This is a genomic window from Sphingobacteruim zhuxiongii (genome assembly GCF_009557615.1).
GTDB classification, from domain to species: domain Bacteria; phylum Bacteroidota; class Bacteroidia; order Sphingobacteriales; family Sphingobacteriaceae; genus Sphingobacterium; species Sphingobacterium zhuxiongii.
In genome coordinates, this window is sequence record NZ_CP045652.1 from 378,981 (window position 1) to 404,422 (window position 25,442).

Sequence of the window (25,442 nt, forward strand, 5' to 3'; positions counted from 1 at the left end):
GTTTAAATGAAAGAGTCAACAATAAGTAGGAAAGAGCGGATATTACAAACAGCGATGCAGTTGTTTGCAAACAAAGGTTATTTGGATACATCTACCAAGGAAATCGCAGCAAATGCTGCCGTCTCGGAGGCGCTTATCTTTAAACATTTCGGAAATAAAGACGCACTATTGTCGCATATTGTGAAAGCAGGCTACCGAAAGGTACTGATGCATCATAAAGGCATGATGAGTTATAAATCGGCTAAAGATTTCTTAAGAAATATGGTCAAATTACCATCTGAGCTTGTTGCTGATGATCCACAATTTTGGAAACTGCAAGAACGTCTATCCCACCATTCTTTTTCAAAAACCCAACACGAGCTTTTTATAAAGCCCGTTCAGCCCATTGTTCTCAAAGCATTCAATGAGCTCAAATACGCGAATCCTGAATTGGAGACGCAGTTTTTGCTGCTTATTATCGATATGTTATGGAAGAAAGAAGCATGTGGTGAGATCACTAATGCACATGAGTTGGCATCCTTGATCGAGGAGAAGTATCAACTTTAATACATGCGTGTTTATGCGTGTTTCGACACGAATATGCATAAATATTTCATTTTCTAGTATAAAATCCCTTATTTCGTAGCAAACTATTTTTATGATGATCAAACGTATACTTAGCTGTGGATTATTGACTTGTCTAATTTCGACGGCTGTTTTTGCTCAAAAAAAACCTGATTTTGTCCCATTTATCAATCAAAAACATGCATGGGTTGATTCCGTTTTTAATACATTATCTCCAAAAGAAAAGATTGGACAACTGTTTTTGGTTCGTGCGCATACGAATTTAGGGGTTAAATATATTGATTCGGTTGCCAAGGTGATTGAGAAGGAACAATTGGGTGGTTTAGTCGTGTTCCAAGGAGGTCCGGTTCGTCATGCCGATATGTTTAATAAATACCAAAGAGTCAGTAAGGTTCCTTTGATGGTGACCTTTGACGGTGAGTGGGGTTTAGGAATGCGCATGCCGGATTCTACAATCTCTTACCCGTATCAGATGACATTGGGCGCTATTCAGAACAATAGTCTGATCTACGACATGGGGCGTCAAATTGCAAAAGATTTCCTACGTATCGGTATGCATTTCAATTTTGCTCCGGTAGTTGATATCAATAACAATCCAAAAAATCCGGTGATCAATTTCAGATCCTTCGGTGACGATAAAAATAATGTAACTCGGAAGGCAAAAGCCTATATGGATGGAATGGTTGCAGGCGGTATATTGGCATCGTTAAAGCATTTCCCAGGTCACGGGGACACGGATGTCGATTCGCATTATGACTTACCTCAGCTGAAGTTTGATAAAAAGCGTTTGGAAGAATTAGAAATGTTTCCTTTTCGCGAACTAATTAAAGCAGGCGCTCCATCGGTAATGGTTGCGCATATGAATATTCCAGCATTAGACGCAACTCCAAATATTCCGTCGTCGATTTCTAAAAAAGTAGTAACCGATTTGTTGCGAAATGAGTTAGGATTCAAAGGGCTTACGGTAACGGATGCTATGGATATGAAAGGTGTTAAAAAGCATTTTCCAAATGGTGAGGCTGATGTGATGGCGATTGTTGCAGGACATGATCTGTTAGAAGTGTCTGAAAATAGTGCTCGTGCAATAGATTTAATTGAAAAAGCTATAAAAAGTGGTCGAATTAATCAAGCAGACTTGGATGCTCGTGTAAAGAAAGTCTTGGCAGCTAAACTTTGGTTAGGTTTAGATAAATACCAAAAGGTAAACACGAATAACTTAATTAGTGATTTAAATAGTGCAAGTTCCAAAACCTTAGTGCAACGTTTGGCGGATGCTGCGGTAACTGTGGTTAAATCGGATCGAGCAATTAAACGTTTTGATAGTAAGAGTAAAACGGCCATTGTTTCTGTGGGAATTGAGAAAGCGCAGGATTTTGAAACGGGAATCGCTGCTCAATTGTCGGATTATACGCAAATCTTCGTGAAAGGCACAGAAAAAGAAGAACAGCTTGATAGTTTATTAAAATTAGCGAGAGATCATAAACAAGTGATTCTTGCTATCCACGATAATCGTTCTAGACCTCGTAGTGAACTTGAACTTAGTGAAGATGTTAAGATATTTGTTGATAAGCTTGCCGGTCGTCGCACGGTATCCGTATTGTTCACGAACCCATATGCGCTAAATTCAGTTGATGTTATGCGTAGTGGTTCTGTGATCCTAACTTATCAAAATGATAGCTTTATGCAAAAGGCAGCTATTAAGGTCTTCACAAAACAGCTGAAAGCTAGTGGTAAACTTCCAGTGACCATTAGTAAAAATTTAAAATTCGGAGATGGTTTCTAGTTCAAGCGGAGTCTAGAAATTGATCCTTTTACATAACATTTAAGACAGAAAAGGCTTGCCACTCGGCAGGCCTTTTTTTATTCACTGTGAATCCTTTGTTTTTTCTAGATCCCTTTCACTTCCCTTTCAAACCCCAATCATACGCCTTTCAATTCCCATTCGAAAGGGTTGTAAAAAGTTCCTCATAGGACTTACCTATAAACATTTTAGAGCTTTCAAACTTTTTATGTGAATTCCTTTTTTCTCTAGAAATACTTGTATTTAGAAAAATCTTCAAATGATATTCGGAGATTTTTGCGATTACGGCTTGTTTTTGATAAAAAACTTTAAAAAGTCATATATTTTTCAACACGCTTTATAATGATAAAAGAAAGGTTAATTTTGCTTTGGTTACCTCAATTATATGGCGAAAGAGCAAATTTCTGTTTTTGATATGTTTAAAATCGGGATTGGACCATCCAGTTCCCATACCTTAGGTCCTTGGCGAGCGGCGCAACGATTTGTGCAAGTGCTTAAGGATCAATCTGTATTGCAGGAGGTAGAACAAATTAATATTTTGCTTTACGGGTCTTTGGCAAAGACGGGCGTAGGACACGGCACTGATATCGCTGTTCTATTAGGTCTTAGTGGCGACGATCCGGTGACCTTTGATGTACATGATGTCGTACCTAAAGTAGATCGGATTAAAGAAAGTCAAAAACTTCATCTTGGCGCAGAACAAGAAATCGACTTCTCATACGTCGATAATTTATTGTTTTTATTCGATCAAAGTCTTCCATTTCACCCTAATGCAGTCACTTTTCAAGCTTTCTTAAAAGATGGGAAAGCGATTTCTGAAACTTACTATTCCATAGGTGGTGGATTTGTGGTTCAAGAAAATGACACAGAAGGTGTGTTGTCGGAGGTCGACTTACCATTTCCTGTAGATACTGCACAGGAATTAATGGTCGCTTGTATGCGTACTGGGCTTAAAATTTCGGAGCTCGTGCTCGAAAATGAACTTTCCTGGCGATCAGAACAAGAAACGAAAACGGGTATATGGAAAATCTTTGAAGCGATACGTGATTGTATATACAAAGGTTGTCATACGGACGGCGTCTTACCTGGTGGTTTACATGTCGAACGTCGTGCTGCGAAACTAAATAAACGGATGCTGAAAGGACGCTCGTATTCAGATTTTGATAGCTGGGTGCAAGCGATTCGCGAAGGTGGGCGTGATTTTGGTTACATACTTGACTGTGTAAGTTGCTTCGCTTTAGCGGTTAACGAAGAAAACGCTTCTTTTGGTCGTGTGGTGACCGCCCCGACGAATGGAGCTGCTGGTGTTATCCCCGCAGTTTTACAGTATTACATCGTATTCCATGATTGCTATACAGAAGATAAGATAATTCAGTTCATCGCTACCGCTTCGGAGATTGGTTCGATCTTTAAGAAAGGGGCGACGATTTCGGCTGCCATGGGTGGCTGTCAAGCTGAAATTGGGGTATCCTCCGCTATGGCTGCTGGTGCGTTGACTGAATGTTTAGGTGGCTCACAACGCCAAGTCTTAATGGCGGCAGAAATTGCTATGGAACATCATCTCGGATTAACTTGTGATCCAATTGGGGGCCTTGTACAAATACCATGCATTGAACGAAACACCATGGGTGCAATTAAGGCGATCACAGCAGCACAATTGGCGCTTCAATCGAATCCCGATAAGGCCAAAGTGAGCTTAGATGCGGTAGTTAGTACGATGTGGGAGACCGCTCAGGATATGAACGTTAAATATAAGGAAACTGCGGATGGTGGTTTAGCAATTAAGGTTCCTTTGAGTTTGCCGGAATGTTAGGCTGTTTTGATTTTTTACAAATAGAGCCCTAAGGTTTTTATATCTTTGTCATCATGATTCGGTATTGCGCACTTGCTTCTGGAAGTAATGGAAATTGTTATTATGTTGCGAAAGACGATACCGCTGTATTAGTCGATGCAGGTATTAATAACAAGCATATCCATTTGCGAATGGACAGCCTGGGAATCCTTCCTACGCAGATAAAAGCATTGTTTATCACACACGAACACACCGATCATATTCAAGGCTTATCGGTGTTTGCAAAAAGATATCAAATTCCAATTTATATCACTGCCGGCACATTAGCCGGATCTAAATTAAACCTTCCAGCGCATTTAATTCGAATTATCTTACCGCAGGAAGTGGTACAAATTGGGCCACTGACAATCTATGGTATTCCAAAATATCATGATGCAAAAGAGCCCTGTAGCTTTATGATCTCCGACGGTAGTATTAACATTGCCGTCTTGACGGATTTAGGTCGCGTCTGCGATAATGTGAAGACAGCCATTCAGCATGCAGATGTACTCTTCTTAGAATCTAACTACGATGAGGAAATGCTGGATAAAGGTCGTTATTCTTATTATTTAAAAAATAGGATTAGAAGTGGTTGGGGACATATTTCAAATGCAGTTGCGCTTCAAGCGTTGCTGGAAAATCGAACAAGCCGATTACGTCATTTGATCTTAGGACACCTTTCTGGTGAAAATAATACGATTCAGCTAGTTGAAGAGACTTTTGCTCCTCATTGTACGGATATTTTGCTTTCAATCGCTAACCGGTACGAACATACCACAATGTTTGAAGTTGGAACTGCTGTCATGCATGTCGAGCGGATGCTTGTTGTTGAAGAAACACAAGACTCACAAGTGCTCATAGCGAGTGAAAAGATTGAAATTCGTAGCTAAAATACGACAATCACCAACGGATACTTATTTAAGTTAATCGACCATTTTTTAAAGGGATCGCGAAATTAATTCCTCTCGTGAAATTTATCTTCAACGAGGGGTAAAAGATTTGCGAACCCAAAAAGTTCAGCCTAACATTCATCTACTTAGTTCCTTAGCTCGTTTGTTTGTGTTTTATGAATATTCTATATTTGGGCACGAATTAGCTCAATGACTATTCCCACTCACACGACAGATGACGAATTATTAGCGTTGATTCTAAAGAATCAAACGACAGCTTTTCGCGAGCTATATGATCGCTATAAAGCTGCCATGCTGTTATTTGCGGCTCAACGTGTTCATGCGGATCTTGCGGAAGATTTGGTGCAAGATGTTTTTCTAAACCTCTGGAAGAACAGGTCACAACTTGAAATTCAAGAGCGCATTTCTGGTTATCTTTTTAAAGCATTAAGGAGTAGGATTATTGATAATATGGCGAAGAATAGTCATGCAAAGAAATATTTAGATTCCATTGATGCATTTGCACAATCACATATGCCAACCGACGCGAAAGTAAGAGAAGAGACTTTTATGGATAGTATAGAAGCATTATTAAAACGCTGTGGTCCGCAATATCAATCCATATTAAGAATGAGAATAGAAGGTTTTAGTAATCAAGAGATTGCTGATGCATTGGGTATTTCAGAAAAAACAGTTCGAAATCAGTCGTCGAATTTGATGAAAATTTTACGCTCACGGTTGTCAAATTGCATTTTATTTCTTTTTTTTTAGGGACATTTATTTCATTCGCTCGTTTTTTATATATAGCACTAATATGGAAGGGTTGTTAAAAGGGAAAACCTAATGAATTTAGATAAAAATATTTTAGAGAAATATAACCAAGGAAATGCCAATGAGCAGGAACGCGCATTGGTGGAATCTTGGTTTGATCAGTTTTCAATAAACGAACCCTTGCAGGATGAAGAGATTTTAGGAATGCTTAACTCGTTGGACGGGAAGGTACTTCCTGTAGTTGAAAATACAGGAACGCCTTGGCTTAGAATCTTTGCTATTGCTGCCAGTCTATTATGTGTCTGTGCTTTATCTTATTACTGGTTTGTATTCAAAGATTCGAGTGCAAATCAGGAGGAGGTTTTAGCGCAATATGAGTCGCCAAAAACAGCGAGCCCAATCATTGTGTTGGAAGACAACAAAGAATTTAATATCGATAGCTTAGTCAAAGGTGATACATTGAATGCGGGGAATTATTTGATAACAAAGTTGCCAAACGGCGAGTTAAAATATATTATCGAGGATGAAACAACAGAGGTCATCTACAATACCGTGCGTACGAAAAGTGGAAGCACTGCGAGTTTGCAGTTGTCTGATGGAAGCCATGTCTGGTTAAATGTGAATTCTGAAATTAAATATCCTATTCATTTTTCTTCCAATAAGCGCGAAATCCACTTGAAGGGTGAAGGATATTTTGATATTGAACATCAAGAAAAATCAGGGGTACGTATTCCATTTTATGTTCGTGGTGAAGAGTATACCATCGCTGTCCTTGGTACTAAATTTAATGCTGACTTTTCCAAAAATAATGTGACCGCATTGATTGCTGGAAAGGTTGCAATTGCAAAAGGACAATTGAATACGCAGGTAGAGCATTTGAGTTTCGATGTCAATTTGAGTCCAAATCAAGTGTATAATGCAGGAAGAGTGAGTTTTGCAGAAGATATTTATCAGTACTTAGATTGGAAGGAAGGATATTTTAGTTTAACTAATCGAACTTTAGAGACTGTAGCGGAAAAAATTTCTGATTGGTACGGACTTGATGTTGTTGTTGATGAATCCATCAAAAGAAATGTATTGCTTGGTCGTATCAATCGTCGAAAAACCCTTAAAGAAGTACTTAGTGTAATATCCGCTGCAATACCTTTAAAGTATAAAATTGAAGATAATGTGCTCTATCTAAAGGAGCCAAAATAGTCCACTATTGATGAAAAAGCAGTAAACCTGCCTATTGGAAAATATTTTTTAAAAAAGTTTGGGACAAAAGTCCTACTGCCTCGTTTTACTTGTTACAACTTCCCCATTTGACCTTTGTCCGAATGCTAAAGTTTATATGATGATAGACAGTACATTCCTGTATATCATGGATAATACTTCAATATTCTGTCATGTCTTGTGGAGAGGAACCTAAGAAACAACCATTAATAACTAACAAATTTATTGTTTATGAAATTCAAAAAGCACCTCAGGGAAAAGGTAGGCTTCAGAAAAAGAGCTAATTGGCGGGCCTATGGTTCGACAGTTAAGTTTGTCTGTAGTTTGCTGCTTTCTTTAATGACAGGAATGCTCTTTGCACAATCCGTTTCTCTGAAGGAGACGAATGCAAAGATGGGTACTGTCTTGGAAAAGTTAAGCAGACAAACGCAGAGTGATCTCGTTGGGGATATCGCTCTGTTAAAACGCACAAGTCCTGTGAGTATCCAAGTTCAAAACAAAGATATTCACGCTGTTCTACGTGAGCTGTCAAGAAATCAACCTGTTAATTTAGTTTTTAGGAATAATACAATTATTGTACAACCTAAAGATCGGAACCTGTCGGACACTGATAAAACAGAGGTTTCGAATAATCAACAGAGCTACCTCTTGCGAGGTCAGGTAAATGATGAACGCGGTCAGCCAATTTCTGGGGTCAATATCCAGAATATGGCAACGGGGCGATCGCTAGGTCACACGCAGGCACAAGGACAGTTTTCGGTAGAAGTTTCTGGTGATCAGGAATTGAGAATATCAATCGTTGGCTTCGAATCTCAAGTAGTTCAAGTTGGTCGTAGAAAGGAAATTTCGGTTGTACTGAAGGCTACAAATACAGAAATTGAAGAAACGATTGTGACGGGATATACAAAGGCGCGTCGTGAAAACTTTACTGGCGCTGCAACAACGGTGACCAGGAAAGAAATAGAGAAGTTTAATACGGGTAATATCTTCAGTATGCTGCAGGCATTGGATCCATCATTTAAAGTTGATGAGCGGGTCAATGTTGGTTCGAATCCGAATGCACTGCCGGAAATAAATATTCGTGGTATTTCTAGTGTTGGAGAATACGCAGTGAATGCTCCATTGGTTATTTTAGATGGTTTTGAGGTGGCGTTATCGACACTTTATGACTTAGATGTTAATCGTGTGGAGTCTATTTCGATTCTGAAGGATGCAAGTTCTACAAGTTTATATGGATCGCGAGGTGGTAATGGTGTGATTGTTATTGAAACGCGTATGCCTAAAGATGGGAAATTTACGATTACGTACGACGTAAAACCTTCCACTTCATTTGTCGATTTATCAGATTACAATCTAATGAACGCTGCGGAGAAGTTAGAATACGAGCGATTGGCAGGAATTTACGTGGCGGATTCTGAAGATCCTGCGTGGAATAACATGCAGCAAGAGATGTATAATAATTTGTACAACAAGCGATTACGTGATGTTCAGTCGGGCGTTGACACCTATTGGTTAAAGCAGCCTGTGCGCAATACGTTTTCTGTTGGACACAGTATCCGTATGGAAGGCGGAGGAAATGATGTTCGCTATAGCTTAGAGGGGAATTATAATGACTATAAAGGAGTTATGAAAGAATCTGGGCGAACTAGAGGTGGAGCATCATTTAATTTGATTTATCGTATTCCAAATCGGATTACGTTTAGAAATGTGGCATCTTATCAATATACAAAAGCATATAAAAGTCCTTACGGTACGTTTAGCGATTATGCGGCGTTAAATCCATATGAACGCATTAGAGATGATCAAGGGAATTATATAGTTCGATTTGGTGAGTTAGGGGCATTCTATGATTTTGGTGAAGACATGATGTTTAATCCTTTGTACAATGCTTCACTGGGACATAAGGACGAGAATAAGACACATTATATCAGTAATAATATGTCTTTAGAATGGTTTGTCAATGATAACTTTATCGTTAGGGGAAAGGCGGCAATATCTCGCGAAATGCATAATTTTGACACCTATACTTCGCCATTCAATACTCGGTTTTATAACGTTACTGATCCTAAACTTCGTGGAAGTTACGCGGTAGGCGATTCGTCACGTATCGCATATGAAGGTAGAATCGAATTGCAATACAGTAAAACGTTCGATAAACACCAGATTAATGCTGCCGCAATATCGGAAATTCGTTCTTCTGATATCACTGGTAACTCGCACTTATTGACCGGATATGTGGATGATCGATTTTTGACTCCTCAAATGGCTTTGACCTATTCTCCAAATAGCTTACCAAAGTCAAATTCTACACCCGTTAGAGAATTAGGCTTTATAGGTAACTTCTATTATACCTATGACAATAAGTATAACTTCAGTTTAACCGGTCGTTCAGATGGAGCATCCATCTACGGTCGTGAGAATCGCTTTGCTTCATTCTGGAGTACAGGTCTTTCTTATAATGTGCATAATGAATCATGGTTTAAAAATTCCTATGTTAATCGACTTCGAGTATTTGCGAATGTTGGGACCAACAGTACGGTATCGAATTTCAACGCGGGGATGGTCAGTTCGGCATTCACATTTTTAAATGGGAGATACTACAATAATCAATATGCGGCAATATTGGTAAGTCAGGGGAATCCGAAAGTTCGTTGGCCAGAACAAATGCAATGGAGCTTTGGTGCAGACATGTCCTTTTTCGAGAATCTAGTTAATTTGAACTTATCCTACTATGATCGGATTACGAATCGTATGATTTCTAAAGTGACCGTAGCGCCTTCATTTGGTTTTCCTGAAAACAATTTCTTCGCAAACTTAGGGAAAGCGAGTAATAAAGGCTTTGAAGCAATGGCGAATATCCGTTTGTACGAAAGCAATGATAACGCCATTCTATGGTACCTAAATTTAGGAGCAGTGCAGAACAGGAGCAAGTTACTCTCCATTTCCAATGAGTTACGCGAGCTAAACGAATCGCTGGTTTCTAAAGACGCAAATGGAAATATTGTTAAACCGTCGACTTATTATGAAGAGGGACAATCGTTGACTGTGCTTCGTGCGGTTCCTTCCTTAGGAATTGACCCAGCGAATGGACGAGAAATGTATAGAACCTTAAATGGTGATGTTACGTACACATGGAATGCGAATAATCAGGTTGTTGTCGGAAATGAAGAGGCTGACTTATATGGAAATGTGGGGACCTCATTTAATTATCGCGGTCTTAGTTTACAGGTGATTGGTAATTATTCGATTGGGGGAGATATTTTCAATGAGACGTTAATGAATAAGATTGAAAATAATAAACCATTTGAGAATGGAGATAGACGCGTTCTAGAGGAAAGATGGAAAGAACCTGGTGATATAGCTAAATACAAGTCGATTTCTGATCAGTCAACAACACAGAACTCGAGTCGTTTTATACAAACCGAGAGTTTTCTACGTTTGTCCGCTATTAATATAAACTATGATTTTAATCAAGCGTTATTGCAGCGACTAAAATTACAGCGGTTAAAGCTTAACTTTTCGATGAATGATGCGCTTCGATTTAGTACTGTTCGAATGGAAAGAGGGATAGATTACCCTTACGCAAGGGATTACAATTTAGGTGTTATGATTCAATTCTAGATTATGAAAAAATTAATATTTAGTATTATCTGCATATTGCTTTTCTCCAGTTGTGAGAAGTTTTTAGACGTTAATCCAATCAATAAAGCTTACGAAGACGACTTGTTAACTGATCGTTCAGGCTTTGAATCAGTGTTGGCTGGAGTTTATTTAGGGATGTCATCCAGCGCATTATATGGTAAGGAATTGAAGTTTGGATTCCTTGAAACCTTAGGAGCAACTTATAGAACTTTAGGAACTACACATTTCTATTATCGTGCTTCAAGACACGAGTATGGCTATCCAAACCCAACCAGAAATATAGAGCAAATTTGGGGAGGTTCTTATCAACTTATAAATCAATTAAATATATCGTTGAAGAACGTTGATGCAATTAAGTCCGATCCATATTACAATATTGTTAAAGGAGAAGCGCTCGGATTAAGAGCATTGATGCACTTTCAACTATTGAAATTATTTGGTCCTGTGATTGTTCGTGAAGGATTAAATGCTTCAGCAATACCTTATCTAGACAAAATTGAGTTCAAAGGCGTTAAGTTTTCGACGGCAGGTGAAGTAATCGTCAAATTGCAGGCGGATTTAGCAGAAGCGAGAGCGCTTTTGGAGAAGGATCCGATTCGTACGACTTCAAGAACTGCTAATTCAAACTTGTATGGTTATGAGAAGTATAATAGCTTGATTGATCATCGTGGCGCCCGTATGAATTACTACGCTGTTGTTGCCTTACAGGCTATGACTGCACAATGGGGAGGGGATGCTAAAGCAGCGGAGGTATTCGCTGAAGAACTTATTAAGGAGCTGGAGTCTAGAGATAATTCCATTCATTTGACTACAGCTGGTGAATTATCTCAATCTACAAATAAAAGAACGCCAAACGAGTCTCTATTTGCTCTTTTAGACGCTGAATTGCTAAATAAAAATATTTTAGCAAATCCACTTGTTGAAAATACCGCATCATCTTCAACGTCTCCTTTTTTGTTTTCAGACTATAATGCCCTTAGAAACGGCCTTTATAATGCTCCAAATCATGGCTCGCTAAATGATAAGCGATTGGTGGATTGGTTTGCGCTATCTGCTAACTCGACCACAGTTCAGAAACTCGTTAAATACCACTTTTCACAAAATTATCAGTTTAATGACGCGAACTATAAGTTATATTTTGAAAACAAAATAATCGGTTTGCATCAGATGTACATGATTGCTGCTGAGGAATATGCTAAGAGCAATCCTACGAAGGCAATGAGCTACATTAATAAGGTTCGAGCCGCTCGAGGACTTGTAGTAAACCTTTCATATGACGCTTCGAGAACAGAAGAGAATATTAAGGATTTAATCTTTAATGAAGTCAGAAAAGAGAGCACGGGCGAGGGGACAATGTTCGCTGAGTATAAACGTCTTTTTAAAGCGATTCCAAGAACAACCCCAATTGAACCGAAGCTGGAGATATTCAAATTTCCTATTCCTGCGGATGAAAGTTTATATAACCCACAAAATTAAGGATATGAAAAGATTATTAATAATTACGCTTGCATGTTTGAGTTTGTTGGGCTGTAAAGAGAATGATTTAGTTGAATTTCAACCTGACGAGTCTTTTATAAGCTTTGCGCTTCCGGACTTGACGAATAGACCTGCAGAACGATATGTAGATAGTACGAATTATAGTTTCGCAACGGACACGACGATTGGTATTCAAGAAAAAACAATTGCGATTCCTGTTGCTGTTGGCGGAGTTGCAAAAGCTGAAGCTAGAAAGTATACATATGATATTAATCCGCTTTCAGATTATGATAAATCGCTAGTTGAAATTTCTGAGCCTGTGATTGCAGGGGGCGAATATATCGATACGCTGTACGTCAAGCTTAAGCGCTCAGCGAAATTGAGTGAGAAGGAGATGACTTTGATTTTGAATCTTAAAGAAAATGAGAACTTCAAAGTTGGGCATCAGTATAATAGTGAATTGAAAATAGTATTCAGCGATATCTTGAATGAACCTACTTGGTGGAATACTTGGATAAGAGTGATGGGGCCATATCATAAAGAAGTGCTACAGAAATGGATGCAAATCTATTATTTAGGTGCAGACATGTCTCCTGATCTTTATACTGGAGTAGCCGGACCAATTTATTATTGGAACAACATGCCGAATTCAGCAACTTCAAGTTGGTATCCAATCACTTTCATGTATATCGAAGTTCTTAAAAAATATTTTCAAGATAACGTGGTTTATCCAAATGGCGATAGCAGTATGGAAAGAATATTATTACCATAAATCCAAACCAATGAAAAGTATTAAATTATTTATATATAGCCTATCGATAAGTTTTCTGTTATTATCCTGCTCAAAGGATTTGGGGAACTACGATTATCACGATGTAAATACCCTTAGAATTACTGGGCTACGAGAGGGCGATCATAACAGTAATCGAATTTATGATTTACCGTTCAAAGACACCCTTAAATTGGCGCCGACAATAACTGGCAGCTTGAGTGGTACGGACTTAAGCAATGTAACCTTTCGCTGGAAAGTCGATGGTGAAGAGTTGTCGACAACTAACAGCCTCGAGTATGTGGCTGATAAAGAGTATGGAAAACTGAATGCCGATCTAGCAGTAACGGATACAAAGACGGGAATTGTAACTTCCTACAGTTTTTTTATCAATGTGATTAATCCTTATAAACTAGGTTATTATGTGTTGTCAAAGAGACAAAATGGGGAGTCTGTGTTGTATTGTAAATCGACAATTAGTCAGAGAGATCAACTTGAGGAAGTGACAATTCCCAATATATCTCTCGGCTCCAATCCGATAACTATTGATGGGAATAGGGAATATGGTAATTCGTCAACCGATTATTATAATCGATTGGTGTTAGGGATGAAAACTGCTCCATTCCCTGTTATGATGATTGATTCTAGAGAGTTCCTACCAACTTTGCTTTATAATAAGGAAAGCTATGTAGGTGACAAAGACGATTTCGTTCTTTCACCACAAGATGTTGTAACTGATCGATATCAAGATGTGATTTACATGGTCAATAACGGGAAATTGCATATACTTCAAAAGGGCGCGATCAGTCTTCCAACCTTAGGCTCTGATCAACTAGATTATCAAATCAGCAAAGGAGGGATGTCGGGTGGTACTTATTATTCTCCGTATCTGTTTAGTTTCTATGATTCGAAGAATAAGATGATACGTGCATTGGATAACGGCATTAACTCGGGAGCACTGTTTACCTACGTTAATGTTCATGACGATATTACTAAATCAAATTTATATAAAGATCAAGAGCATGTAGTCAGTCAGTTGGCCGATATCGAAGGAGGCGCCAAATTTGTTTATCTAATGAAGAATGCCAATAAGCTCTTCGCTTATAGCGTTTCCTACAATGATGATCTTAAACCGACTGCTTTTGGGAAAATTGCTGAAAGTACAGTGCCTGGGAATGGAATTATTCGTTCGGCTTCGTACGATAGCGACGCCAACTATTGGTATTTAGCCACTGATAAAGTGATCTATAATGCTTCTTATTTAGGTCTTGAATTTCAGCCCTTCATCACTCTTCCAGCCAGTGCAGCAGGTTATATTACAAAGTATGAAATGAATCAAGGAAAGTTAATGATTGTTACGTTCGACCCGAACTATTCTGGGGAAAAGAAATCTTCGGTTTATATCTATGATCTAAACAACATGTCTTTAGAAATCTCGATGCCTCACGTCGTGGAAGAGGCTGTGGATATCCATATTGGAATTTAATAAAACGAAAATGAAAAGAATTTTAATACAAACATTATTGCTAGCCCCATTGTTGGGATTCAGTCAATCAAAACCTTCATTTGAATTAGAAGGGAAGAATATTAAAGATGCATCGAAGGTTTATGTCTTGCACTATTCCTTTGATGATGACGCGCAGGTTATTGATTCTGCGATTGTGAAGGACGGTTCCTTTACATTAAAGAAGGAATTTGCAGGAACGGCTTATGCGGGTGTACTTTTTCGCAATCAATTTGAGTCACAGCAGGCTAATCCGAAGGATTTCTTCTTTTACCTTTCTCCAGGAAAGACAGTAATTGACTTCGCCGCTAAACCAAAGGTTGTTGACGGTGGTGTTGAAACAAAACGCTATCTGAAATATTTGGAAGAGATGGAGAATAGTAAAGCCATATTTAATACAGCCGAGTACAAGGCAGATCGAAAAGAAATTGATAGCTTAAAGGAGAAAGCTCGCGTATTACAGAGTGCATTAGATGCTAAATATGGACATCCTGGTGAAGGGAGAATAAAAACCAAAATAGACTTCATTAAAAGCAATCCTAGCAGTGATATGAGTCTGGTGTTGTTGGAAACCTTAGCTGGCAGCGAACCGGATGTGGCAACCATTGAACCTTTATTAAGTTCTTTATCACCCGAATTGCAGGCGACTAACAAAGCAAAGCGATTAGCGAGTTTGTTAAAGGGGATGGAACTAAAGATTGGAGCGAAAGCGTTTGATTTCGAGCAACCAGATACGGAAGGGAAGTCTATTAAGCTGTCTGACTTCAAGGGGAAATATGTCTTAGTTGATTTTTGGGCATCCTGGTGTGTTCCATGTAGAAAGGAGAATCCGAATCTTGTGGCAGCCTACAACAAGTTTAAATCTAAGAATTTTGAAATATTAGGAGTTTCTTTAGATAATAAAAAAGACAATTGGGTGAAAGCAATTGCTGAGGACAAGTTAACTTGGAAGCATGTATCCGATCTAAAAGGTTGGAGAAATGAGGCAGCAGAAATGTATGCAGTACGTGCCGTTCCTTCCAATGTCTTGTTGGATCCTAATGGCGTGATTGTAGCAAAAGATCTTCGTGGTGAAGAGCTAGAAGCCACCTTAGCCAAGATCCTCAAATAAGTTGAACAGGGTAAAATGTTAAGTATATTGAAAAGTTCCGATCCAATGTGATCGGAGCTTTTTTTTATGTAAGTTCCATCAGGAACAATTTCGCTAAATTGTTCTTTAATTTACTCTTTACTTCCTCAAGATCTACTGGGTAACCAAGCTCTCGTTCCATTGAAGTTACATCTTTATCGTCTATTCCACATGGAACAATGTTGCCAAAATAAGTTAGGTCGGCATTGACATTAAATGCAAAGCCGTGCATCGTAACCCAACGAGAAGCACGAACACCCATAGCACATATTTTTCTAGCCTTCTCATTATCTGGATCCAGCCAAACGCCCGTATAGCCAGGATAGCGTCCTGCGGATATTCCATATTCTCCTAGCGTTTGAATGATCGCCTCTTCTAAGGTTCTCAAGTAAAGATGGATATCTGTGAAGAAATTATCCAAATCTAGAATAGGATAACCGACGATCTGACCAGGGCCATGGTATGTTATATCCCCGCCCCGATTAATCTTGTAAAAAGTCGCGTTTTTAGCTTTTAAGCCTTCTTCATCTAACAATAGGTACTCCATATGGCCGCTTTTACCAAGCGTATAAACATGGGGATGCTCTGTGAAAATAAGATAGTTTGGGGTTTCTAAACTAGTGTCATTAACCCTGTTATCATGTTTAATGGCAAGTGTTTTCGCAAAGATCTCCTCTTGTCGATCCCAAGCTTCCTGATAATCTACTAAACCCCAGTCAATAAACTGCACTTTTTTATTCTGCATGCTGTTTTGTTCGAACTCCTAATTCGATTAATACAAAAGGTTGTTATAAGGATATCGAGCGTTATGCATCTTCACAACGATATCATAAACCTTTTCTTTGAACTCTTCTACGTTAATTTTATCTGTCGCTGAGATAAAGATAGCTGGATCTGCATTTTTTGCCATCCAAGAATTTCTGAAGTCATCAAGTGTGATCTTAATTTCTTCTCCTTCTTCATCCACTTCAACAGGAGGTTTGTAGGCATCAATCTTATTGAACACGGTAATAATAGGCTTATCAATTGCGCCTATATCCTTCAATGTTTCATTTACAGCGATAATGTGGTCTTCAAAGTATGGATGAGAAATATCCACCACATGAATCAATACATCGGCTTCGCGAACCTCGTCTAAAGTCGATTTAAAACACTCTACTAAATGATGCGGTAGTTTTCGTATAAATCCAACGGTATCCGATAACAAGAAAGGTAAATTATCGATTACGACTTTTCTCACCGTTGTATCCAAGGTGGCGAATAGTTTGTTTTCGATTAATACATCCGATTTTGATATCATGTTCATAATCGTAGACTTCCCAACATTGGTATAACCAACTAGTGCAACACGAATCATCTCACCACGATTCTTACGTTGCGTTTCGTTCTGTTTATCGATATTACGTAGACGCTCTTTCAATAAGGAAATCTTGTTCAAAATCATACGTCTATCACTTTCGATCTGACTCTCTCCAGGACCACGCATACCGATACCCCCACGCTGACGTTCCAAGTGGGTCCACATACGTGTTAATCGAGGTAGTAAGTATTGCAACTGCGCAAGTTCTACTTGTGTCTTTGCTTGTGCTGTCTTCGCATGTTTTGCGAATATGTCTAAAATAAGATTAGAACGATCAAGCACCTTAATTTCAAAGAACTTCTCGATATTCCTCAATTGTGACGGAGAAAGCTCATCATCAAAAACAACAATATCGATTTCTTCTGCCTTAATAAATTCTTTAATCTCTTCCAATTTTCCGCTACCAACGAATGTTGCGCGGTCAGGAAAACTTAATTTCTGAGTAAAGATGCCTTTGGTTACCCCTCCAGCTGTCGTTACTAGGAATTCTAGTTCTTCTAAGTATTCTTTAGCAGTTTGATCGGAAACATCCGGTGTGATCACACTGACCAAAACGGCTGTTTCAGGTTTTACTGCTGTATCATATATTTTTATTCTCGCCATGTGTTTAATTTAAATCGATTAGCAAGGATGAATCATCCAAGCTTGACTATGTTCTATAGTATAGAACAAGGATACAAAGGTAAGGTTTTTAAGATATTTTGTCCCAAGAAATCGCAGAGCCTCTTTGCTTTAAGATTTGGACTAAAGCATGGTTCTTCTCTGCTGAAAGATTTGGATCCTCTTGGAAAATTTGGATAACCGAATTTCTCGCCTCTGCAAGAATCGCTTGATCTTTTGCCAGGTCAGCAATTTTCATCTCCAGAATTCCAGATTGTTGAGTGCCCGAGATATCCCCAGGTCCACGAAGTTGCAAATCAACCTCCGCAATCTCAAAGCCGTCATTCGTTCTAACCATGGTTTCCAAACGTGTTTTTCCCTCTTTGCTCAGCTTATTACTTGACATCAGAATACAATAAGACTGCTCCGCACCGCGACCGACACGCCCCCGTAACTGGTGAAGTTGAGATAATCCAAAACGTTCTGAATTTTCAATGACCATGACAGATGCGTTGGGCACATTTACACCAACTTCAATAACAGTCGTAGCGACCATAATCTGTGTTTGTCCTTTCACGAAACGTTGCATTTCAAAGTCTTTCTCTTTTACCGTCATTTTCCCATGAACAATGCTGATCTGGTATTCAGGCATTGGAAATTCACGAAGAAGGCCTTCTAATCCCGCTTCTAAATAGAGTAAATCCATTTTTTCAGATTCCTTGATTAGAGGGTAAACGATATAAATTTGCCTTCCTTTGGCAATTTCTTCTCGCATAAAGCCAAACACGCGAAGTCGTTTGTTCTCGAAAAAATGTACCGTCTTTATTGGTTTTCTACCTGCCGGCAATTCGTCGATAACGGAAATGTCGAGGTCACCATACATTGTCATGGCTAGAGTTCGCGGAATTGGCGTTGCGGTCATCACAAGCATATGAGGGGGAATAATATTCTTCCGCCATAATTTGGCGCGTTGCTCTACTCCAAATCGATGCTGTTCATCGATCACGACAAATCCTATATTCTTAAATTTTACCTTATCTTCAATCAGCGCATGCGTCCCTATCAGGATATCTAAGGTTCCATCTTCCAATTCTTGATGAATAATCCGCCTTGCTTTGGTCGGTGTTGAGCCAGTTAGTAATTTAATTTGACAAATATCATCTCCCAACAATTCTTTGAGACCATTATAGTGCTGTGTAGCCAGTATTTCTGTCGGCGCCATCATACAGGCTTGATAGCCGTTGTCAATAGCCAATAGCATACTCATCAAAGCCACTACAGTTTTTCCTGAGCCTACATCACCTTGTACCAATCGATTCATTTGTGCTCCCGTATTGGTATCCAAACGGATTTCTTTAACAACCCGTTTTTGTGCATTTGTCAATGGAAAGGGGAGTTTTTCGTTAAAGAAGCTATTGAACTTTTCTCCAACCTCAGTAAATCGATGACCACGATAGCGTTGCGTGTTTAATTGTTTGTTTCTTAACAAACGCAACTGTATAACAAATAGCTCTTCAAATTTGAGACGACGTATAGCCGCAGCCATTAACTCTTCGTTTTGAGGAAAATGTATCGATACCAACGCTTGTGCGTATGGCATCAGACCATGCTGTTCAATGATATATGGCGGAAGTGGATCTATTAAAGTCCGAAAGACTGTAGCCAAAGCGACCTCTTGAAGTTTTTGAATCCCGCGACTATCCAGATTAAATTTCTTGAGCTTTTCTGTAGAAGAATAAACTGGCTGCATACTCATATTACCAATCTTTTTTTCCTTCTGCTGATAGAGTTCCATTTCTGGATGTGTAATAGAAAGGGTTCCATTGAATTCGTTCGGCTTCCCGTAAATAATATAGGCGGAGCCGACGGATAGGGTTTTCTTTAACCAAGAAAGGCTTTGAAACCAAACTAATTCTAAGGTGCCTGTATCGTCTTTAAATTGCCCAACAAGTCTCTTTCCTCTTTTCTCCCCGAGTTCCTGTAGGGAAACTAAGCGGCCTAAAATCTGTGCCCCAATCATATCAGGATGCAATTCCTTTACCTTATGGAATTTTGTCTTATCAATATATCGAAAAGGATAGCATTGTAGCAGGTCGCCAATAGTGAATACTTGCAATTCCTTTTTGAGTACATCGGCCTTTTGGGGACCAACGCCCTTCAAATATTCAATAGGGGTTATTAATGATAGATCTGCCATGTTGGAACCCTACTAAATTAGGGAAAAACCTTTATTTGAACAAGAAATGCTAATTATTTTAGTTTTCAAATAAAAAAAGCTAAACATTATGTGGTATGTCTAGCTTTTTTAGGTTGTGTTTCAACAATTACGCTGCGCTGTAGGGCTACAGTCAGACTTTTATAGTAATAAATAAAGTGTCCAAGATTCAAAATCGAGCTATATCAGTAACTCTATACAAACTTCGATTTTTTTAGCTTGCTAAAAAGTGACACGTATTATTAAATAAAAGGATTGATTTCACTTACGCTTTCCAAGCGATTACTGAAATTTCAACATTGACCTCCTTTGGTAGGGTTTTTACAGCAACACACTCGCGTGCAGGTTGATTTTCCTTGAAATAAGTCGAGTAAACTTCGTTTACAGTAGCAAAATAATCCATGCTACTTAAGAAAATACTAGTTTTTACCACGTCGTTAAAATCATATCCAGCATTTTTCAAAATTGCACCAACGTTCTTTAGTACCTGATGAGCTTCATCGGCAACACCAGTGCTGATTAATTCCATCGTCTCAGGAATCAATGGAATCTGACCTGATACATATAATGTTTTATCCGCTTTGATAGCTTGATTGTAAGGACCAATTGCTGCAGGTGCTTGATCTGTATTTAAGATTTCTTTCTTTGACATGATCTGTTTTCTTTGTTCTACGCTATGATTAATAAAATGATTTTTTGTTGTATAATTTAGTACTAAGATACAATTAGACACTCGAATTTGTCAAATAAAAAAAATATCATCTCATGGAATTAGACAGAAAAAATAGTGTTTCAGTGCATTGTTCATGCTTGACATTTTCATAAAAAAATGAAAACTCTTTATATTGCAGCATGAATCAGAACCTAGCCTTTACCAATGGCCGCATTTTTAGCCAGAATCAAATATTGGATCAACATACGCTTTTAATTAGCGGTGATCGTATCGTGGATATTATTCCTAATCATGATATCCCTAGCGATTTTGAAATAAACGATGTAGGAGGCGCAATTGTCTGCCCAGGATTGATTGATCTGCAGATTTACGGGACAGATACCGATCTGTTCTCTGCCGAATTGAGCGTTGAATCATTAAATCGTATAGATCAGAAGTTGCTAAAACAAGGTTGTACGTCCTATATGCCAACGCTTGCCACGAATACCCTGGAGGTATTTGCTGAAGCGATCGCTGTTTTTAAAGAAGCAAAGTCTCAAGTCGCACTAGGATTACATTTAGAGGGTCCTTTTTTAAACCCTGCAAAACGAGGTGCTCATCCAGAGGAACTGATTATTCAAGCAACAAAACCGATGTTGCAAGAGCTTTTAGAAGGCCAGGAAGTAGTCAAAATAATGACAATCGCTGCTGAGCTAATGGATCAAGAATGTATTGATTATCTATTAGAATTGGGTATTCATTTGACGCTTGGGCATAGTACGGCAACGTTTCAACAGGCTACGCAGGCGTTTGACAATGGCGTTGGGATGGTTACACACTTATGGAATGCGATGTCGCCTTTTCACCATCGTGAAGTTGGAATTCCTGGGGCTGTGTTTTCACATGGCTCTGCATCTGCGTCGATTATCGTCGATGGAATACATGTAGATTATCAAGCAGTTCGATTGAGTAAAGAATTAATGGGTGATCGATTGTTCTTAATCACAGATGCTGTCGCTGCATGCAATAAAGGAGTTTATCAACACGTGTTAAATGGGGACCATTATGTGATGCCCGATGGCACATTGTCTGGGTCAGCACTCAGTCTTCTACAGGCGGTCAAGAATTGTGTACATCATGTCGGGATACCGCTTGATGAATCACTTCGAATGGCTACGCACTATCCTGCAAAGTTGATAGGGCGGGCAGATCTTGGGAATTTAAACAAGAACAGTGTTGCCAATGTATTGGTTTTTAATGATGATTTTGAAGTGCAACAGGTTGTTTTTCAGGGTGAAAAAATAATTTAACACATAACTTATCTATTACAATTTGAATTGAAGCTTTAAAAAGACGTAGTTTTGTAAGTTAAGAAAGTGTATATGATGAGAAGATGTATTAGTCTTTGTTTTTTTGCGATGATGCTGATCGCGATAGCTTCCTGTAGTTCTAAGAACAAACAGAGCAAAGCGAAAAAGCAGAATCCTACAGAGATAGCGAAGGAATCGCAAGTTGCTAACGAAACTCCTGCGACAGAAGAAGCGGAGAAACCGGCAGACAATAAGCCTGTCCAACCAGCGATAAAAACGGAGAAAAAGGAAAAGGTAAAACCTGTTTTTACAGCAAAGTTACCGCAAGTTCCACGTGAATTTCGTGCCGCTTGGATTGCTACTGTTGCAAATATCAACTGGCCTTCAAAAAATAATCTAACTACAGAACAGCAAAAAGCCGAAGCTATACGCCTGTTGGATATACTGAAAGAGAATAACTTTAACGCTGTAATTTTTCAGGTACGACCATCTGCCGATGCACTTTATAAATCAACTTATGAACCATGGTCTTATTTTCTGACCGGAGAAATAGGTAAAGCGCCATCGCCTTATTATGATCCTTTAGAATTTTGGGTTGCAGAAGCGCATAAAAGAGGATTGGAATTGCATGTTTGGTTAAACCCTTACCGCGCACATCACTCCAACGGCGGTTCTGTTACAAGTGAATCAATGGTTCGAAAAGCGTCTGATCATGTCGTGCGCCTTAAAAATGGAATGTACTGGTTTGATCCTTCAAGTCAAAAAACACAAGACCATGCTGCGGCAGTCGTTCGCGATATTGTGAAACGCTATGATATCGATGGCGTACATTTTGATGATTATTTCTACCCGTATGCAACTTATAATGGTGGATCTGATTTTCCAGATGACGCAACTTGGAATGCTTACCGCAATACTGGAGGCAAATTAAGCCGCGCAGATTTCAGAAGAGATAATGTAAATAAATTTATCAAACGCGTTTATAGTGAAATTAAGGCAGAAAAACCATTTGTAAAATTCGGGTTAAGTCCTTTTGGTATATGGAAACCTGGTTATCCTGCTGGAGTGACTGGTTCTTCACAATATGATGAGCTTTATGCAGACGCAAAGTTGTGGTTAAATGAAGGATGGATAGATTATTTTACACCGCAACTTTATTGGCCAATTGATCCTCCAAAACAAAGTTTTACCAGTCTATTAAAATGGTGGCAATCTGAGAATACCCATAACCGTCACTTATGGCCTGGACTAAACACCGTTGAAGTACGCTCGGCTAATAGAATTGAGGAAATCAAAAGACAAATTCAAGTAACTCGTGAAGTTGTGCCAAACAGTGTGGGCGCAGTGCATTGGAGTATAGCTGGTTTGACCAAGAATCCATCCATGCTGCGTGCGTTACATGAAGGTCCTTATAACCAAAGAGCATTGGTGCCTGCTTCGCCATGGTTAGCACACAATCCAATTTTAAAGCCGACCTTGTTACTGACAAAGCAGTCAAGTAGTGTTTTTGCAAAATGGCTTCATAAGCAACCTGAGCAAGTATTTAAATGGGTTGCCTATGCCCGTTATGGAGATACTTGGAAAGTTGAAATCTTAGATGGCCCTCAAACAGAAATAAGCTTCCCTAAAACGAAAGATGGACAAAAGTTAAACGCGATTGCCGTAAAACCTATCGATCGATTGGGTAATGAGGGAGATTACATAGGTGAAAATATTGAAGATTAATCGGGCCTTATCCTTCCTGTTTTAGTTGAAGGTAAATTTTGATAATTATAATACGAAGGCTCCATGCAAAAGACTGCATGGAGCCTTTGTTTTTATGGCCTTTGTGCTACCCCAATACCTGTTAAAATCACTAGTTAAATTTCCATTTTTTAGCATTTGTACTCCATTAATGTTTTCGTATTTGTAAGCTTTGCTTCGTAGCTCAGGCCTAGCTTAGCCCAAGCTAAGGCGTAGTTGAGCCCTTCTAAAATCCATTTTAACGATTAAGCTGTGTATGGAATAGATTATAGATATGTGTTTTGCGCTATGTGTGTGATTGCGATAAGGTGAAATGACTTTTCAAATGTTAGGCGGTGGACTATTCTGTACAAAGATAATTTGGCGCTGCTCTTCAATGAAAGTTACTGTACCTTTATTTGTAACCTGATTGTTACCGTATGGTGTTATTTGTACACTATGCTTTCTCGGTTGGTTTATTGAAAAACTTCGCTATTCATTTATTTGCCGCGATTTTTGTGATTTATTCGCCTAAGCCAGAATTCTTTTATATTCGTTTTTGTGCATGTTTCAAATTGTATTTTGCTTAAAGGTGTAATAATTGCGCTATCGATTGCTTTAATATGCGGTATTTATTTTATTTTTACCCTTGTAAAGTGCAGGATTCCTGTTTATTTACACCAAATCGATGGCTTATGAAACTTTTTTTGCTGAATACTGCACTCTTTGGAGTGTTATTAACGAATAGCTGCGGCACAGCCTCAAATTCCATTGTCAAACAAGAAGTGGCAAAGGAAAAAACGCAAAACAATGCAAGTGTTATTCTTCCAGGTGCGGATCAATTGCAAGCTTATTTACCTCTACTTAAAGGAAAGAAAGTGGGTATTATGGGGAATCAGACATCCGTTGTTGGAACAGGTAAAGAGCATTTGTTGGATGTGTTGATTCGCGAGAAAGTAGATTTGAAATTTGGCTTTGCACCGGAGCATGGTTTTCGAGGAGATATTGAACGTGGTGAAAAAGTAGATAACGCGGTAGATTCGAAAACTGGCTTGCCTTTATTTACTTTATATGGAGGTAATGATAAACAGGACTCTATCGTAAAGTCAATCGATGTAATGATTTTCGATTTGCAGGATGTCGGCGCACGTTTCTATACCTATATTACTTCGCTCCACCGGGTGATGGAGCTTTGTGCAAAGCATGATAAGCAACTGATTGTTTTAGATCGCCCAAATCCATGCGGGGATCAAGTGGACGGCCCTGTTCGTAAAGACGATAAATTCAAGTCGAATGTTTCTTATCATAAAATCGCTATGATTCACGGTTTAACAGTTGGTGAACTTGCGAACATGATCAATGGTGAAAAATGGTTAGAAGGCGGAAAACAGTGTAAAGTGACTGTTATTCCTGTTGAAAACTGGGATCACAGTAAAATGTATGAACTTCCGGTGATTCCTTCGCCAAGTTTACCAAATCACCTTTCTGTGCGTCTATATTCTTCATTGTGTTTATTTGAAGGTACGGAGATATCAGTAGGACGAGGTACAGATTGGCCTTTCCAAGTGGTTGGATATGATAATCCTACTTATGGTGATTTTACCTATACGCCAGGTGAAAAAGCCGGTATGGTGAAACATGTGGAAGGCAAAGGAGAGAAATTGTATGGATTAGACCTGCGTAATCTTGATGCAGACCAACAAAAATTCACTTTAAAATATATTCTTCATTTCTATAATAAAATGCCAGATAAGTCAAAATTCTTCACACGTGCAGAATTCTTTGATAAACTCGCTGGAACAGATCAATTACGTAAACAAATTATTGCTGGAAAAACCGAAGATGAAATTCGCAAGAGTTGGGAGCCGGAATTGAAAGAATATAAAGAAATGCGTAAAAAATATTTAATCTACCCCGATTTTAATTGAAAAACATGCAAAAGGCTCAAATAACTATTTGGGCCTCTTTGCTTTTATTTCCGCAAAAACACT

The 25,442-nt window shown here is 38.8% G+C and carries 18 protein-coding genes; 14 read left to right on the top strand and 4 right to left on the bottom strand.

Features of this window, described 5'->3' with window-relative positions:
• Window positions 1-6 precede the first annotated feature (6 nt).
• From GFH32_RS01630 to GFH32_RS01680, 11 genes are all read left to right on the top strand, one after another.
• Window positions 7-546 carry a TetR/AcrR family transcriptional regulator gene (locus GFH32_RS01630; protein ID WP_153509422.1) on the top strand — a complete coding sequence of 180 codons (540 nt, stop codon included), beginning with the start codon at window positions 7-9 and terminating at the stop codon, window positions 544-546.
• Window positions 547-640: 94 nt separating this feature from the next.
• Complete coding sequence (locus tag GFH32_RS01635) at window positions 641-2,347, top strand: glycoside hydrolase family 3 protein (RefSeq protein WP_153512972.1); 1,707 nt, start codon at window positions 641-643, stop codon at window positions 2,345-2,347.
• Between the two features lie 403 nt (window positions 2,348-2,750).
• The gene (locus tag GFH32_RS01640; protein ID WP_153509423.1) at window positions 2,751-4,178 is read left to right on the top strand and encodes an L-serine ammonia-lyase; all 1,428 of its coding nucleotides are present in this window, start codon (window positions 2,751-2,753) and stop codon (window positions 4,176-4,178) included.
• Between the two features lie 53 nt (window positions 4,179-4,231).
• Window positions 4,232-5,086 carry an MBL fold metallo-hydrolase gene (locus tag GFH32_RS01645; RefSeq protein WP_202111262.1) on the top strand — a complete coding sequence of 285 codons (855 nt, stop codon included), beginning with the start codon at window positions 4,232-4,234 and terminating at the stop codon, window positions 5,084-5,086.
• 210 nt (window positions 5,087-5,296) lie between these two features.
• A complete protein-coding gene (locus GFH32_RS01650) occupies window positions 5,297-5,857 on the top strand; it encodes an RNA polymerase sigma factor (protein ID WP_153509424.1) in 561 nt (186 codons plus the stop codon).
• A 72-nt stretch (window positions 5,858-5,929) separates the two neighbouring features.
• Entirely contained in the window at window positions 5,930-7,054 is a 1,125-nt protein-coding gene (locus tag GFH32_RS01655) for a FecR family protein (RefSeq protein ID WP_153509425.1), read from the top strand.
• Window positions 7,055-7,303: 249 nt separating this feature from the next.
• Window positions 7,304-10,693, top strand: coding sequence for a SusC/RagA family TonB-linked outer membrane protein (locus GFH32_RS01660; RefSeq protein ID WP_153509426.1), 3,390 nt, complete (start codon window positions 7,304-7,306; stop codon window positions 10,691-10,693).
• Between the two features lie 3 nt (window positions 10,694-10,696).
• Window positions 10,697-12,190: a RagB/SusD family nutrient uptake outer membrane protein gene (locus GFH32_RS01665; protein WP_153509427.1), complete on the top strand. Its 1,494-nt coding sequence runs from the start codon at window positions 10,697-10,699 to the stop codon at window positions 12,188-12,190.
• 4 nt (window positions 12,191-12,194) lie between these two features.
• Entirely contained in the window at window positions 12,195-12,962 is a 768-nt protein-coding gene (locus GFH32_RS01670; protein ID WP_160366872.1) for a DUF4843 domain-containing protein, read from the top strand.
• 10 nt (window positions 12,963-12,972) lie between these two features.
• Window positions 12,973-14,445, top strand: coding sequence for a PKD-like family lipoprotein (locus tag GFH32_RS01675; protein WP_160366873.1), 1,473 nt, complete (start codon window positions 12,973-12,975; stop codon window positions 14,443-14,445).
• Between the two features lie 10 nt (window positions 14,446-14,455).
• Window positions 14,456-15,574 (top strand): TlpA disulfide reductase family protein, encoded by a 1,119-nt coding sequence (locus GFH32_RS01680; RefSeq protein WP_153509430.1) that lies wholly within the window; start codon window positions 14,456-14,458, stop codon window positions 15,572-15,574.
• Window positions 15,575-15,638: 64 nt separating this feature from the next.
• Here GFH32_RS01680 and lipB read toward each other — a convergent pair whose 3' ends face one another.
• The 4 genes from lipB to GFH32_RS01700 all read right to left on the bottom strand — a co-directional run bounded on the left by lipB (window position 15,639) and on the right by GFH32_RS01700 (window position 20,419).
• Window positions 15,639-16,337 carry a lipoyl(octanoyl) transferase LipB gene (lipB, locus tag GFH32_RS01685; protein ID WP_153509431.1) on the bottom strand — a complete coding sequence of 233 codons (699 nt, stop codon included), beginning with the start codon at window positions 16,335-16,337 and terminating at the stop codon, window positions 15,639-15,641.
• Window positions 16,338-16,364: 27 nt separating this feature from the next.
• Window positions 16,365-17,555, bottom strand: a complete 1,191-nt coding sequence (gene hflX / locus GFH32_RS01690) for a GTPase HflX (RefSeq protein ID WP_153509432.1) — start codon at window positions 17,553-17,555, stop codon at window positions 16,365-16,367.
• Window positions 17,556-17,643: 88 nt separating this feature from the next.
• On the bottom strand, window positions 17,644-19,749 hold the full coding sequence (recG, locus tag GFH32_RS01695) for an ATP-dependent DNA helicase RecG (RefSeq protein ID WP_153509433.1): 2,106 nt from the start codon (window positions 19,747-19,749) through the stop codon (window positions 17,644-17,646).
• A 283-nt stretch (window positions 19,750-20,032) separates the two neighbouring features.
• On the bottom strand, window positions 20,033-20,419 hold the full coding sequence (locus tag GFH32_RS01700) for a RidA family protein (RefSeq protein ID WP_153509434.1): 387 nt from the start codon (window positions 20,417-20,419) through the stop codon (window positions 20,033-20,035).
• A gap of 200 nt (window positions 20,420-20,619) precedes the next feature.
• On the opposite strand from GFH32_RS01700, the gene nagA reads away from it, so the two are divergent.
• The 3 genes from nagA (at window position 20,620) to GFH32_RS01715 (ending at window position 25,379) form a co-directional block, all read left to right on the top strand.
• Window positions 20,620-21,729, top strand: a complete 1,110-nt coding sequence (gene nagA / locus GFH32_RS01705) for an N-acetylglucosamine-6-phosphate deacetylase (protein ID WP_153509435.1) — start codon at window positions 20,620-20,622, stop codon at window positions 21,727-21,729.
• Between the two features lie 72 nt (window positions 21,730-21,801).
• Window positions 21,802-23,454 (top strand): glycoside hydrolase family 10 protein, encoded by a 1,653-nt coding sequence (locus GFH32_RS01710; protein WP_228384187.1) that lies wholly within the window; start codon window positions 21,802-21,804, stop codon window positions 23,452-23,454.
• A gap of 692 nt (window positions 23,455-24,146) precedes the next feature.
• Window positions 24,147-25,379: an exo-beta-N-acetylmuramidase NamZ family protein gene (locus GFH32_RS01715; RefSeq protein WP_153509436.1), complete on the top strand. Its 1,233-nt coding sequence runs from the start codon at window positions 24,147-24,149 to the stop codon at window positions 25,377-25,379.
• Window positions 25,380-25,442: the final 63 nt, after the last annotated feature.